This window comes from Spiroplasma endosymbiont of Panzeria rudis (assembly GCF_964019705.1).
Classification (GTDB): Bacteria; Bacillota_I; Bacilli_A; order Mycoplasmatales; family VBWQ01; genus Spiroplasma_E; species Spiroplasma_E ixodetis_A.
Genome location: NZ_OZ026460.1, coordinates 1,249,789 through 1,265,184, shown reverse-complemented (window position 1 = coordinate 1,265,184; position 15,396 = coordinate 1,249,789). Strand labels below are relative to the sequence as shown.

15 protein-coding genes, 1 tRNA gene and 1 riboswitch are annotated in these 15,396 nt (G+C 23.7%); of the genes, 10 read left to right on the top strand and 6 right to left on the bottom strand.

Features of this window, described 5'->3' with window-relative positions:
• Position 1: 1 nt before the first annotated feature.
• The 6 genes from AACK89_RS07045 to AACK89_RS07020 form a co-directional block, all read right to left on the bottom strand.
• Entirely contained in the window at positions 2 to 658 is a 657-nt protein-coding gene (locus AACK89_RS07045; RefSeq protein ID WP_338978260.1) for a PD-(D/E)XK nuclease family protein, read from the bottom strand.
• Positions 645 to 806 carry a hypothetical protein gene (locus AACK89_RS07040; RefSeq protein WP_338978258.1) on the bottom strand — a complete coding sequence of 54 codons (162 nt, stop codon included), beginning with the start codon at positions 804 to 806 and terminating at the stop codon, positions 645 to 647. The genes AACK89_RS07045 and AACK89_RS07040 overlap by 14 nt, the downstream gene beginning before the upstream one ends.
• A 126-nt stretch (positions 807 to 932) precedes the next feature.
• A complete protein-coding gene (locus AACK89_RS07035) occupies positions 933 to 1,115 on the bottom strand; it encodes a hypothetical protein (RefSeq protein ID WP_338978255.1) in 183 nt (60 codons plus the stop codon).
• 130 nt (positions 1,116 to 1,245) lie between these two features.
• Positions 1,246 to 1,440 carry a hypothetical protein gene (locus AACK89_RS07030; RefSeq protein WP_338978252.1) on the bottom strand — a complete coding sequence of 65 codons (195 nt, stop codon included), beginning with the start codon at positions 1,438 to 1,440 and terminating at the stop codon, positions 1,246 to 1,248.
• A 130-nt stretch (positions 1,441 to 1,570) separates the two neighbouring features.
• Positions 1,571 to 2,059: a hypothetical protein gene (locus AACK89_RS07025; protein ID WP_338978249.1), complete on the bottom strand. Its 489-nt coding sequence runs from the start codon at positions 2,057 to 2,059 to the stop codon at positions 1,571 to 1,573.
• Between the two features lie 335 nt (positions 2,060 to 2,394).
• Complete coding sequence (locus tag AACK89_RS07020; protein WP_338978247.1) at positions 2,395 to 2,682, bottom strand: hypothetical protein; 288 nt, start codon at positions 2,680 to 2,682, stop codon at positions 2,395 to 2,397.
• A 285-nt stretch (positions 2,683 to 2,967) separates the two neighbouring features.
• Here AACK89_RS07020 and AACK89_RS07015 point away from each other — a divergent pair, with 285 nt between their 5' ends.
• From AACK89_RS07015 to proS, 10 genes are all read left to right on the top strand, one after another.
• On the top strand, positions 2,968 to 3,795 hold the full coding sequence (locus tag AACK89_RS07015; RefSeq protein ID WP_338978244.1) for a purine-nucleoside phosphorylase: 828 nt from the start codon (positions 2,968 to 2,970) through the stop codon (positions 3,793 to 3,795).
• Positions 3,770 to 4,708, top strand: coding sequence for a tRNA (adenosine(37)-N6)-threonylcarbamoyltransferase complex transferase subunit TsaD (gene tsaD / locus AACK89_RS07010; protein ID WP_338974092.1), 939 nt, complete (start codon positions 3,770 to 3,772; stop codon positions 4,706 to 4,708). Before AACK89_RS07015 ends, tsaD begins: the two co-directional genes overlap by 26 nt.
• A 10-nt stretch (positions 4,709 to 4,718) precedes the next feature.
• Entirely contained in the window at positions 4,719 to 5,312 is a 594-nt protein-coding gene (coaE, locus tag AACK89_RS07005) for a dephospho-CoA kinase (RefSeq protein ID WP_338961076.1), read from the top strand.
• 189 nt (positions 5,313 to 5,501) lie between these two features.
• Positions 5,502 to 5,667, top strand: a riboswitch (cobalamin riboswitch).
• A gap of 157 nt (positions 5,668 to 5,824) precedes the next feature.
• Positions 5,825 to 6,844: a class 1b ribonucleoside-diphosphate reductase subunit beta gene (gene nrdF / locus AACK89_RS07000; protein ID WP_338978241.1), complete on the top strand. Its 1,020-nt coding sequence runs from the start codon at positions 5,825 to 5,827 to the stop codon at positions 6,842 to 6,844.
• A gap of 18 nt (positions 6,845 to 6,862) precedes the next feature.
• Entirely contained in the window at positions 6,863 to 9,469 is a 2,607-nt protein-coding gene (gene nrdE, locus AACK89_RS06995; RefSeq protein ID WP_338978239.1) for a class 1b ribonucleoside-diphosphate reductase subunit alpha, read from the top strand.
• Between the two features lie 201 nt (positions 9,470 to 9,670).
• Positions 9,671 to 9,761 (top strand) — tRNA-Ser (locus AACK89_RS06990).
• 101 nt (positions 9,762 to 9,862) lie between these two features.
• The gene (cls, locus tag AACK89_RS06985; RefSeq protein ID WP_338961075.1) at positions 9,863 to 11,386 is read left to right on the top strand and encodes a cardiolipin synthase; all 1,524 of its coding nucleotides are present in this window, start codon (positions 9,863 to 9,865) and stop codon (positions 11,384 to 11,386) included.
• 50 nt (positions 11,387 to 11,436) lie between these two features.
• On the top strand, positions 11,437 to 12,138 hold the full coding sequence (locus AACK89_RS06980) for an acetyltransferase (protein WP_338978236.1): 702 nt from the start codon (positions 11,437 to 11,439) through the stop codon (positions 12,136 to 12,138).
• 14 nt (positions 12,139 to 12,152) lie between these two features.
• A complete protein-coding gene (locus AACK89_RS06975; protein WP_338978233.1) occupies positions 12,153 to 13,937 on the top strand; it encodes a hypothetical protein in 1,785 nt (594 codons plus the stop codon).
• 6 nt (positions 13,938 to 13,943) lie between these two features.
• Complete coding sequence (proS, locus tag AACK89_RS06970; RefSeq protein WP_338978231.1) at positions 13,944 to 15,395, top strand: proline--tRNA ligase; 1,452 nt, start codon at positions 13,944 to 13,946, stop codon at positions 15,393 to 15,395.
• Position 15,396: the final 1 nt, after the last annotated feature.

The following is a 15,396-nucleotide window of genomic DNA, read 5'->3' as shown; positions in this document are numbered from 1 at the left end:
TTTATTTCAATTCCTTTCATGTTCAAATTGCTTTTTGTCATTCAATTAATAATTCATTTGTTATTTCAACTTTAATTAATTCAATGTCATTTTCTTTAACTCAACATATAAAATGAGTATTTGATAATTCATAATTATTATTTTTTAATAATCAATAATATGCTATTATTTGTAATTTTGATTTTTCTAATAATTCTTTAGTAAAAACTTTATAAGTTTTAAAATCTACTATTATATTTAAATTATTTTCTTTATAAATTAAATCTGGTGTTCCAGCAACAATATCATAATTAAATATTTTTTCACTAATATATTCATTATTATTAATAAATTTATTTGGTAAATATTCTAATAATGTATAACAATAATTTAAATAATTTTGTGAAAATAAATCTTTAATATAATTTTTAATTTGATTACTTATATTTTTAATATTTATATTTTTAAAATATAATTCTGCTACCTTATGAACTGCATTACCACGAATTCTTGCATTATTTATATTAAAACAATATTTACATTTATTACATTTACAATATGAATTACCTAAATAATAATCAAGTATTTTACTTACTGATATTAATTCTTTATTTTGAATAAAATATTGATGTGTTTCTTTTTTAAAAATTAAATTATTTTTTTGATTATTTAATTGCATTTTTAATTAAACCTCTTATAAACTTTGTAATTGTAATATTTTTACTTTGACAAAAATCTTTAATTTCTTGTTTTTCAATATCAGAAACACGAAATCTTATTCAATTACTTAATAATTTATCTTTTGAAATTTTATTTCTAGGTGCCATATTTATTCATCTCCTTTAACCTTTAATAATTCTTTAATTCTTTCACCATATTTACCATTTTCTATATCTTGAAAAAATAGTTGTAAATCATTTTTAATATCTTGAAAACCTTTATTTTGCATATTATTACACTCCTTTAAAATTTTCTAATTGTAATTCATTAATATAATATTCTTTTAAGTAATCTCAATTATCACTTGTTAAATACATATCTTCTTCAATCATGTCATCTATACATTTATTACAATAATATGTATTATCTAATTCACTAAATCAAATATATTTTTCATTATGGATATTACATTTCATTTTTTTCACCTATTAATTTATAAAAACAGTTATTACAAGTTCTATTTGCAAATGATGAATTTTTATTACATATATCACATGAGCCTTTAATTCTATATTCTCTACATTCCATAATTATTCATTCCTTTCATTAATGTTTAGAAGCAATAATTATTAATGTTAAAATCATAATAATTATTCAAATTGTTAAAAATATAATTCTACTTTTTCATGATTTTTTATAAAATTCTTTTTGTTCTTCAATTAATTCAATTTGTTCTTTTAATAACTTATTTTGTAATTCTTTATTATCTTCTTGTATTTCTAAATTATCTTTTTCTTCCATTTTTAATCCCTTTCTATAATTTTTAATATTTCTTCAATTTCTATATATTTTTTATTTTTAAGTAATTTTTCATTACATAAATTTTTAATTAATTCTATTTTTTCAACATTTAATAACATATTAATTTCCTTTAATACTTTAAATAAAATATTTTTTCATTATGAGTATTTATATCTTTCATTGGTGTAACAATATAATTTATTGCTAAATCATTATCATTATATGGATTATTTATTTTAAAACTTTTCATATCTTGTTCTCATGTAATGTTATATTTAAAACATTCTTGATTTTTCTTATCTGTAAAAATATAATAACCATTATATTGTTCATAAAATTCACAAGATATTAATTCATTTTCATTTGTAGTAATATCTGAAATATTTTTAATATATTTTAAAATTTCACTACCTTTAATACTTTCAATATCTTTTGTAATTGATTTTTTACCTAATTTATAATTAAAATCTTCAATTATTTTTAATGTTATTTTTTTATTATTTTTATTAATAGTAGTATCTTTAATTGGAAATCATGTTTCATATTCACCAATTTCTAATAACATACCTTTAGTTGTTTCTCTAACTTTATTTTTAATATCTAAATTAACATTAATCATTACGAATCCTTTCTACGTATAAGCCTTATCACCTACAGTGATAAAAGGCTTATATACTACTAACTAAATACTTCTACTACTATACGTAAGGCTTATGCTACTGTAAGTAGCAAAGCCTTGGAGGGTAGGGGTTCTAGGGGAAGGGAACCAAAATTTCTGAAATTTTCAAAGACCAGCACAAAAATTACTATTTGCAAATTCCTATACAATAGCTTTTATAATTTTTATTTAGTTATGTAATAATTAATTACTTTAATAAAGTATAGGTTTAATAAAATAATTAATTATAATTGTTCAACAATTAAAAATGAGAGTTTTATCTCTCATTTATATTTTTATAAAATATACCAATTTTTTATTAGGCCATTTTTTATTACTTCTATTTGTTTATAATTATTTATTCATTTTTTTTCTTCTTTTCGTAATTTTTGTTCTAATGGTTTTATAGTATTATTTGTTTCAACTACTCGTTCTGCTTCTGTTATCCAATTTATTTTATCTAATTTTTCTCATTCAAAATATATTTTTTGTTGTAAATATTTTTGATTTTCAGAAGAATTTTTCATTTTTCTTTGGCATTCTTCTATTTCTTTTTTATTTCCTTTAGTTAAATTTTTAAACATTTATGTTTCCCACCTTTTTAAAATAAAAACTCATTTACTTTAAAATAAAGTAATGAGTTTTTTATAAACTAAACATTATTTAGTTTTAGTAAATTATACTAAAAAAACTAAAAAGGTGTTGATTAAACTTTTTTAGATTATTTTTTATTTTCTTTAATTAGTATGAAAAGTTATAAAATTAAATTTAATTTTTAAAATAAAAAACCAGTCATTAAAAATATTAATGTTGTTACTAAATTAACAATATATTATAATAACTATTATTATTTAAAAAAAGGAGAATATATGGAAAATAAAGAAAAAATTCCAACAGCTCATATTAAAGCTGCTCGTGATCAAATTGCAAAAGTAGTAATTATGCCAGGCGATCCATTACGTGCTCAATTCATTGCTTCTAATTTTTTACAAGATTGAAAACAAGTAAATAATGTTCGTAATATGCTAATGTTTACTGGAAAATATAAAGGATATAATATTACTATTGCTGCTAGTGGTATGGGTATGCCTTCAATTGGTATATATTCATATGAGTTATTTAAATTTTATGATGTTGACTGTATTATTCGTGTTGGTAGTGCTGGTTCATATCAAAAAGATGTTAAAGTTTATGATATTATTAATACTACTAAAGTATATAGTGAATCTACTTTCGCTAAATATGCTGCTAATATTGATGAAAATCAAATTGAATCTGTTGGTAATATTAGCAAAATTATTAATAAAGTGGCACAAAAAATTGATAATGAATTTGATCAGCAAAAAAATGAAAATTCTTCGTATATAGTAAGTGAAAAAATAAATTTAAGATCAGGTTTAATTCATTCAAGTGATGTATTTTATCGTATTAATGATAATGATTATAAAACTAATCCTTTAATTAGCAAATGCTTAGCAGTAGAAATGGAATCTTTTGCTTTATTTGCTAATGCAAAACATTTAGAAAAAAATGCTGCTTGTTTATTAACAATTTCTGATTCTTTTATTACCGGTGAATCAATTTCAGCAACATTACGCGAAACTAGTTTTAAAAAAATGATGATTTTAGCTTTAGAATCATCAGTTGCTTATTATAAAGAAGAGGATATTGATGATAATCTTAGCAATAGAAACTAGTTGTGATGAAACTAGTGTTGCTGTTATTAAAGATAAAAATGTTTTAAGTAATATTATTGCTTCACAAATTAAGCTTCATCAACAATATGGTGGTGTTGTTCCAGAATTAGCAGCACGAGCTCATAGTGAAAATATTGCTACTGTCTTACAAACAGCAATTGAGAAATCTAACATTTCAATTATGGATATTGATTTTATTGCCTATACTAATACTCCTGGTCTTGCTAGTTGTTTACACGTAGGTAAAATTATAGCAGAAACTATTGCTGCTTATTTAGAAAAGCCATTGCTTCCATGTAATCATTTGTATGGACATTTGTATGCTTCTTTAATTAATAATGAATGAGAATTTCCAGTACTTGGTTTATTAGTTAGTGGTGGTCATACACAGTTGATGTTGGCAAATGAACATTTAAATTTCACTATACTTGGTCAAACATTAGATGATGCTGTTGGTGAATGTTATGATAAAGTTGCAAGAATGTTAGGTTTAAAATATCCCGGTGGTCCTGAAATTGAACGAAGTGCTAAATTGGGAAAGCCAACTTATAAATTACCATTACCTAAAAATGATAATAGTTTAGATTTTAGTTTTAGTGGTTTAAAATCAGCATGTGCTAATTTGATAAATAAAGAAAAAGGTAAGTTACAATTTAATAATTTTGCAGCTTCTTTTCAAACAACAGTTATTCAAGTGTTAATTAATAAAATTGAATTAGCATTAAAAAAACATAATCCAAAAACTTTAGTTTTAGCAGGAGGAGTTAGTGCTAATCAGCAATTAAGATTAGCAGTATTAGATTTAAAAAATAAATATCCAAATTTAAAAATAATTGTTCCAAAATTAGAATACTGTACTGATAATGCAGCAATGATTGGTATTCTTGCAAGTTATCAAATTGAACATAAGTAAGGGTGAACTCATGATTATTGGTATTATTGGTGAAGCGGGAGTAGGTAAGACAACCGCTACAAATTTTTTTCAAAATAAAGGTGCGTATGTTATTTTTGTTGATAAAGTTGTTAAACATATTTATACACTAAAAGAAACAAAAAAAGCATTAATTAATGAATTCGGTAATACTTTTATTAATAGTGATAAAACAATTAATAAAATAAAATTACGGTATGAAGCGTTTCAACACCCTCATATTTTACGTAAATTAGAAAATATTATTTGACCAAAAATGGTAAAAATTGTTGAAGAAGATATTATTCGTAATAAAATACACCAAGAATTAATTGTTATTGATTGTGCAGTATTATTTAATGCAAATTTAAATTTATTAGTTGATAAAATTCTTTTAATTGAGGCTGAGGAAGATAAAAAAATCCAACGAATAAAAGAACGTGATAATGTTAATGATTTACAAGTTATTTCACTATTAAATCAACAAAAAAAATATTTAATTTTAAATAAAGATATTGATTTTATTGTTAAAAATAACGGCACTATTAATGATTTTATTAAACAATTACAAAAAGTTGAAAAAAAATTATTAACAAATAAAGTATAAAGATTAATGTTTTTTTACTTTAAAAAACAATAGTAAAATATATTAAATTATTTTTGTATATTAAAATGAAAATTTTCATAATAAAAAAATTAAGAATAATTTTAAAATAGTTGAGGTTAAAAAAATACATAGTAATGTATTTATAAATTACCAAAATTGTTTTTCTTGTAGTAGAATATTTATACAACTAAATAACAAGGAACTTTAGATGTTCGGGAAAAAGATGAGAATTCTTTGCTGCCCCAGCAACTGTGATGTTGATGAACGTTACAAAACCATTGAAGATAAAACTTTGAGAAGGGTAACAAGTAAAATGAAGCTAAGCCAGTAGACCGGTCTAATTTTTTAAGTGATATTATATTCCTGGGTGTGAATTAATGATTATTTTTAATAATTACTTTTATTTTTTAATATTTGTAATTTTAATAAAGTAATTTTTAATAATGACAACATCCTTTATATAATATAGGGGATGTTTTTAGTTGTGTAATTAAGTAGAGGGGTAATAATAAATGGCAAAAGATAACAAATATTTTCAACAATCACAGTCACCATTAGAGTATATTATGAAAAATTTTAATGGAAAAATGCGATCTGTAAATTGAAATGTAATCAATGATGAAAAAGATTTAGAAGTTTGAAATCGTATTACTCAAAATTTTTGGTTACCAGAAAAAATTCCTGTTTCTAATGACTTGACTTCTTGAAAAACATTAAATCCAAAATGACAAGAGTTAATAACAAGAACATTTACAGGTTTAACTTTATTAGATACAATTCAGGCAACGGTTGGTGATATTGCACAAATACCTAATTCTTTAACTGATCATGAACAAGTTATTTATACAAATTTTGCTTTTATGGTAGCAGTTCATGCTCGATCATACGGAACAATTTTTTCAACTTTATGTTCTAGTGAGCAGATTGAATCTGCTCATGAGTGAGTAATTAATAATGAAATTTTACAAGCCAGAGCACGTGCACTAATTCCTTATTATACAAGTGATGATCCTTTAAAATCGAAAGTAGCTGCCGCTTTAATGCCGGGTTTTTTATTATATGGTGGTTTTTATTTACCATTTTATTTATCTGCTCGTAGTAAATTACCTAATACTTCAGATATTATTAGATTAATTTTACGTGATAAAGTTATTCATAATTATTATAGTGGCTATAAATATCAAAGAAAAGTTGAAAAGTTACCAAAAGAAAAACAAGAAGAAATGAAAAAATTTGTATTTGATTTATTGTTTAAATTAATTGATTTAGAAAAGCAATATTTGACAGAATTATATCAAGAATTTAATTTAGCTGAAGATGCTATTAAGTTTAGTTTATATAATGCTGGTAAGTTTTTACAAAATTTAGGATATGATTCACCTTTTAGTGAAGAACAAACAAGAATTAAACCGGAAATTTTTAATCAATTATCAGCTCGAGCTGATGAAAATCACGATTTCTTTTCAGGTAATGGTTCATCTTATGTAATGGGCATTACTGTAGAAACGCAAGATGAAGATTGAGAATTTTAATTTTAAAGGAGTAAAAAAATGCATAATGATGTTGTAAAAGTTTCAAACCAAAAAATATTAAAGCCAGAAGGAAAAATTCATGTTGTTTATTTTTCTTCTTTGTCAAATAATACTCATCGTTTTATTCAAAAATTAGAGGTTTTAAATTCAAGAATTCCTCACGATTTACAAGAGGAAATTTTAGTTGATAAAGATTATGTGTTAATAACACCAACATATAGTGGGGGTGGTGATATTAAAGAAGGGGCAGTTCCTAAACAGGTAATTAAATTTTTAAATAATAAGCAAAATCGTAATTTTTGTCGTGGTGTTATTGCGTCGGGGAATACTAATTTTGGTGATACTTTTGCAATTGCTGGGCCAATTCTTTCAAAAAAATTAAATGTCCCACTATTATTTCAATTTGAATTATTAGGAACTCAAAATGATGTATCAACAATAAAAAATATATTAGTAGATTTTTGAGATAAAGATAAAAAAAATACTAATGAAATAAATACTTTATCTGGAACTTTAGAAAGTGATGAATATGTTACTTTAAATGCTAGAGCAAAAACTACTAATAATGCACAATTTGATTTGCAAGCAGCACAATCTTATATGAAAAATCATATTAAACCAAATTTATTGCTTTTTAAAACCGTTAAAGAAAGAATAGAATATTTAGTAAAAAATCAATATTATGATGAAACAATAATTAATAAATATTCAATTACGGAAATTGAACGATTAACAAATGAAGCATACAGTTTTAATTATCAGTTTACAAGTTTTATGGGTATTTTAAAATTTTATAATTCTTATGCTTTAAAAAGTTTTAATGGTAAACAATATTTAGAAAATTATGAAGATAGAGTTGTTATGAATAGTTTATTTTTTGCTGATGGTAATATTGAACATGCTAGTAAAATTTTAAGACAAATTATGTCTGGTAGATTTCAACCAGCTACTCCCACATTTTTAAATGCAGGGAAAAAACAAAGAGGTGAATACACTTCATGTTATCTTTTACGAATTGAAGATAACATGGAATCAATTGCTCGAGCTATTACTACTTCATTACAGTTATCAAAACGTGGTGGTGGAGTTGCTTTGTGTTTAACAAATTTAAGAGAATTTGGAGCGCCAATTAAAAATATTAAAAATCAAGCAACAGGGGTTATCCCGGTTATGAAAATTCTTGAAGATTCATTTTCATATGCTAATCAACTAGGTCAAAGACAAGGTGCTGGGGCAGTTTATTTAAATGTTCATCATCCAGATATTATGTTATTTTTAGATTCAAAGCGTGAAAATGCAGATGAAAAAATTCGTATTAAATCAATGTCTTTAGGAGTAGTTATTCCTGATATTACTTTTGAATTAGCAAAAAATAATGAACAGATGGCACTTTTTAGTCCTTATGATATTGCAAAAGTTTATGGTAAAGCAATGACAGATATTTCTATTACTAAAGAGTATTATAATATGTTAAAAAACCCTGATATTAGTAAAAATTTTATTAGTGCTCGCAAATTATTTCAAATGATTGCTGAATTACATTTTGAAAGTGGATATCCTTATTTATTATTTGATGATACAGTAAATAAAAATAATGCTCATCCTGGTAGAATTGTTATGAGTAATTTGTGCAGTGAAATTATTCAAGTAAGTACAGCTAGTGAATTTAATAGTGATTTAAGTTTTAAAGAAATTGGTGAAGATATTAGTTGTAATTTAGGAAGTATTAATATTGCAAAAGTAATGGAAAGTGGAAGTGAATTTGGTGAGGTTATTTTTCAAGCAATTCATTCATTAGACCACGTATCAAGAAGTAGTGATTTTTCTAGTGCTCCATCAGTTGCATATGGAAATAAAAAAAATCATGCTTTGGGTTTAGGCGCTATGAATTTACATGGATTTTTAGCAACAAATCATATTTTTTATGATTCAAAAGAAGCAATTGATTTTACTAATATTTTCTTTTATGTTATGGCTTATCATGCTTTTAGTGCTTCAAATAAATTAGCATTAAAATTTGGAAGTTTTAGTGGATTTAAAAATTCAAAATTTGCTGATGGTTCATATTTTGATAAATATATAAAATGTCAGTCAGATAAATGAACTCCTGAAACAAAAAAAATACAAGAATTATTTGCAAAATATAACATTATGATTCCAACTCAGAAGCAATGAAAAGAATTAGTAATAAAAATTAAAGAAACAGGATTGGCTAATTCACATTTAATGGCAGTAGCACCCACTGGTTCAATTAGTTATTTATCTTCATGTACACCAAGTCTACAACCGATAGTTGCTCCTGTTGAGGTACGAAAAGAAGGGAAATTAGGTCGTGTTTATGTTCCTGCTTATAAGATTGATGATAATAATTTAGCATATTACACTGCAGGTGGATATGAATTAGGCCCTAATCCAATTATTGATATTGTAGCAGCAGCACAACAACACGTTGATCAAGCAATTTCTTTAACTTTATTTATTACTGATAAAGCGACAACTCGTGATTTAAATAAAGCTTATATTAGAGCCTTTAAAAAAGGTTGTTCATCAATTTATTATGTTCGTATTCGTCAAGAGGTTTTAGAGGATAGTGAAAATTATCAATGCAATGTTTGTGTTGTATAAATTAATTAGATTATTGAATAGTGGTTTCAAGTAATAAATAAATTTGTAACAAATTTAGTAATATATTATTTATTTAATTTAAAAAATAGTGAAATTTTATTTTGGAATATAGGATTTTTAAAAAAAAATTAAAAAATACATAGTAAATTTTAAAATTAAAGTTATAATAATAATTGTAAAAAAAATAATTATTATAACTTTGGAGTGGTACTCAAGAGGCTGAAGAGGACTGATTGCTAATCAGTTAGGACGGGAAACTGTCGCGAGAGTTCGAATCTCTCCCATTCCGCCATTATTTAAAAAGCATTAATTGCTTTTTTTTACTTTTAAATAATAAATTTATTAATAATTAGATATAATTTAATAAAGAACTCTTTATATTAAGGAGAAATCATGCGTAAACGAGTAAACTTACTTTTATCATTAATCTTATATATTGCTTTGATTGCAACAATAGTTTTCGTTATATTTAATTATATTAAATATTCATGAATTATTTTGATGATAATTATTACTTTAACTATTTTAACTGGTATTATTATTTTTATTACCAATCGTATGCAAGATGCAAAACTATCATGAATTATGGTTACCTTATGTTTGCCAATCATCGGTATTTTTTTATATTGAACTTTTGGTCGTCCTTATCGTTATCGACGAAAACAAAAAGCTTATTTAAAAACAAATAGTTATTTTTATACCCAAGAAGATTGAACTTTTGCTAATTCAATTTTAGAATCAAAAAAAATAACTTTGAGTGATGATACTTTATCTTTATTTAACTATACAACAAGAATTTCTCATCGACCATTTTATAATAATACTGATGTTCAAATTTTAAATAATGGTCCTAATAAATTTGTTAAATTAATTGAAGATTTAAAACAAGCAAAAAGTTATATTTTTATTAATTATTTTATTCTTGGTGAAGGGGAACTATTAGAAGTAATTATTAATGTTTTAAAAGCAAGGATTGAAGCAGGAGTTAAAGTTTATATGATTTATGATGCTGTTGGTTCATATTTTAGTTTATCTAAATATAAAATATGAAAAATGAAAAAAATGGGAATTATTATTCATAAATTTTCACCAGTTAGATTACCATTTATGACAGGAAATTATAATTTTCGTAATCATCGTAAAGATATCATTATTGATGGGAATATTGGCTATGCTGGTGGAGTTAACTTAGCAGATAACTATATTTATCTTTCTGCAAAGTATGGCTTTTGAAGAGATACCCAAATTAGAATTGTCGGGGAAGCTGTTAAATCAATTGATTTAATATTTAGACAAGATTGGCATTTTATTACTGGTAATATTCTTGATATTAGTGCTGAAAAATCTGAAATAAAAATTAAAAATAATATTATTGTCCAAGTAATTGATGATGGACCGATTACTAAAGAAACAATTCAAAAAGATTTATTTATTAAATTTATTAGTAATGCTAAAAAGCGAGTTTGAATTAGTACTCCTTATTTAATTCCAACTAGCGATTTAATTACTGCATTGCGTAATAGTGCTTATTCTGGTGTTGATGTTAGATTATCATTACCCGGAATTACTGATAAATTTTTATCATTAGATATGTCAAGAACTTATTATGATTCATTGATTGAGTCAGGTGTTAAAATTTATGAATATAATAATGTTTTTAACCATTCTAAGTCTGGTATTTTTGATGATGATATTACTATTATTGGTTCAACTAATCTTGATTATCGTAGTCTTTATTCAGATCATCAAACTTTAGTAATTGTTTATGATAGTAAAACAAATAGTGATTTATCTGCTTCATTTGAAAAAGATTTTATTCATTCTAGTTTAATTATTAGTAATCCACTACTACATCGTAGTTTTGCCTATCGGGGTGTATTTTTATTATTGCTTAGAATTTTAGCACCATTATTTTAAAAAAATTTAGTATAATTAGGTAAATATTAATAATAAGGTGGTCATAATTTATGGGTTGAAGTCGACGAATTAAAAAAATTAAAGAATATTTTAGTGATGAAAATCAACCTAATTTGGATATTTCTAAATTATCAGAAGACAATGAAAAAAAAACTCCTTTTTTTAATAGGTTTAAAAAACAAAAAAAAACTAATAAATCTTCTACTTTAACGAATAATAAAAAGCGCAATAATATTTTTTTAAATTTTAGAAGAAGATCAACTATTCAAATTATTAAACATTTAGAAAATAAAAATATTTTTAACTTATTTTTTTATACTGATGTTAGTAACATTACATTAATATTAGAACAAGGAATTAAACCTTCTTCACAAATTAAATTATTGCCAAAGCAAGAATATATTGTTTGAACTTATTTAGAACATGCTACTTATTTAGAATTAGAGTTAGGTAATTCAACACGTCATTTTTTTTGAAAGTGATGTGCAGAGCAAAATGTTGATGTTAATAAAATAGCTATTATTTCTGTTGATATTCATAAATTATTTCAAAACACTGTTAAAGATTGAGGTTTAAATGTTGATACTAATCGTGTTCAAATATATGAAACAATTCCTGTTGAAGCTATTGATTGAATTTTGGTTAAAGATCGCAAAATGTTTCGTTTAGCTAAATTATATATTGATAATCAAAGACTAAAGTTAAAACTTTTCCAAGGAAATAATGGTAATATTACTTTAGGCTCTGATTAAATGGAGGTAAAATTATGCGTTGATCTGCAATTGTAATTATTGCTTTAATTCCTTTTATGACAATAATAATTATTTTATTTATGCGTTTAAATCATCGTAATAATCAATATTATAATGTTATCCATGGTGATTTGTTAAGTTTAGTTCCATTGAAAATTGATTTAAAAAATGAAATTATTACTTTTTCTGAACGCTTAGAAGTTTTAAATCGTAAAAAAAGAATTTCATTGTTTGTATTTAAATCAATGATGAATCGTAAAACTAAAGTAAAAATTGAAATTTTTATTCAAAATTTATTAGTGAATAAAGTTCCATTTGAGCCGTGTCATTTTTCGGTTTCCTTTCAATTAGGAAGTAAAGTTATTGTTTATGATTTATCAATTGATTATTTTGATAATAATAATAAAGTTTTGTATGGTCAAATGCAAAGTAATATTCGTTATAATCGTTTTGCTATTTCACAAGCAATTATTTTACAACAAAATGAGTTAACAGTGGTAAAGTCAGTTTTTGTGCAAACTATTTTAGATAATTTTAGTCAAAAAAAATATAATAAAAAAATAAATAGTCAATTTGAATATATGATTTTAATAAAAATAAAAAATTATTTAGCATTAGAAAATATTTTAACTGTTAATAATATTGAACGAATGGAGTTATTAATTTCATATTATAGTAAAATAACTTTAGGATTAGATAATACTATTATTTGTAAATATTATGATGGTCAGTTTTTAATTTATTCTAGAAATAAGAAAATAAATTTATATCGATTCCAAAAAAAAATAAATAGTTATATTAAACGTAATTTAGTAGAAAAAAGTAGTTATTTGCAGATTCAAAGTCAAATATTATGTGTTTATGCTTCAGTAAAAACTGATGCTTCAAATGTCTATATATTATATAATAAAATTATTGATAAGAATCAATTAGAAGTAGTACAAAGTAGAGACTTAATTGAAATTAAATTGAAGACAAATGATATTTTAAATTATCCTGATTATAATCATTATTTGCTTCTACAATCAGAGCAAATGGAAAAATTATTAAGTGTTAGTATTAGACCAGTGTATAAAAGTGATAATTCAAATGAGCCAAATTGTTACTATGCTTGATGAAATTTTGTTAAAAACTCTTATTATGTTTCGTTTATTGTTTTGATGCGTAATATTCAAGATTCAGGATTGTGATGAAAAGTAAATGAACCTTTATTTATTCAAACATTTGAAAAATTTGCGAAATTAAAACAAGAAAAAAACCTTATTCTTCCTGTTAGTTTAATTGAGTTACAAGATAAAACTATTTTAACAAAGTTGATTGCTCTCGTTAATAAGAGAAAAAATCTTTTTGAAAATTGTGATTTAATTTTTGATTTTCAAGATATTGGTGAAATTAATAGTTGGAATAAGTATGATTCAATTATTAAAACTATTCGTAGTAATAAAATAAAAATTTCTTTTACTCATGATTTACGTCATATTGATAATTTTAAATTAATTAATCATTTTAAGCCTGATTATGTAGTTTTAACTTCTAATTTATTAGAACAAGTTACTTTTAGTTTTAGTAAATATATTGATGTTATTATTTGTTTGCATTATTTAAGAATTTTAGGTATTAAAAATATTTTAGCTCGTGGTATTATTAATGTTCCTGAAATTATTGTTTTAAAAGGATTAAAGGTTGACTATTTACTAGGAAAAGTATTAGAATCAGAACAAGCAAATAAAGTGCTAGATGCTTTAAATTATCCAAATTATTGGAAATGACATAAAAGTCAATCAACGAAAGGTGAATAGATCATTATGAATAATGCAAAGAATAAAAATATTACAGCAAGAGAGATTGATTTTGCCAAATGATATACTGATGTTATTAAGCAAGCAGAACTTTGTGATTATGGTGCAGAAAATGGTTCGGCAGCCGGTACCATTATTTTTCGTCCTCGCGGATATGCAATTTGAGAAAATATTCAACATTTATTAAATCAAAAATTTAAAATTTTAAATATTGAAAATGTAATGTTACCACTTTTAATTAGTCAAAAAGCATTTCAAGTTGAAAAAGATCATATTGAGGGTTTTGCACCAGAATGTACAACTGTAACTAAAGTTGGAAATAATCAATTATCAGAGGAACTAATTATTCGTCCTACTTCAGAAGTTTTATTTTGTCGTCATTTTTCAAAAATAATTAGTTCATATAAACAATTACCATTATTATATAATCAATGATGCAATGTTGTTAGATGAGAAAAAAATACAAAACCATTCTTAAGAACTAGTGAATTTTTATGACAAGAAGGACATACAATGCATAATAACGATGAAGAAGCAAAAAACTTTACATTAAAAATGATTAAGTTGTATGCTGATTTTGTTGAACAACAATTAGCAATTAAAGTTATTGTTGGTACAAAAACAATTCACGAACGTTTTGCTGGGGCAAAAATGACATATACAATTGAAACTATGATGCAAGATGGACAAGCATTACAAGCCGGTACTAGTCATTATTTTGGCCAAGAGTTCACAAAGGTATTTAATATTAAATTTAGCAATAAAGACAATAAACAAGAATTAGGATATCAAACATCATGAGGTGTATCGACAAGATTAATTGGTGCTTTAATTATGGCACATAGCGATGATCTAGGTTTAGTATTGCCATCTACAATTGCACCGCATCAGATTATGCTTTTAAATTTATCACCTAAAAGTGATAAAGTTAAAATAACTGTTGAAAGAATATTTAAAATTTTAAGTTCTCATTTCCGAGTATTAATAAATGAAGATAATAAAAGTTTTTCTTATAAGAAAAGTGAAAGTCAAATTAAAGGTATTCCAATTACTATTGCAATTGGTGAGCAAGAAATTGAAAACCAAGTAATTAAATTAATTTTACGTCATAATTTAGATACTATTGATGTTGAAATTAATAATGAAAAATTATTAGTAACAACTATTATTAATCAATTAAATAAATTAAATAAAGATTTATTTAATATTTCACAAAAAAAATTAAATACAAGTTTAAAAGAATTAACAGATTTTAATGAATATCATAAATTAGTTAAAATTCATAAAGGTTTCTTTATTGTACCTTTTTGTGATCAAATAAAGTGTGAAGAAGAAATTAAAAGTTTAACTGGTACAACATCACGTTGTATTCCTTTAGAACCGTATAAAAAACCAAGTAATTGTTTTAAGTGTCAAACTCCTAATAGTGTCTGAACTTATTTTGCAAGATCATATTAAA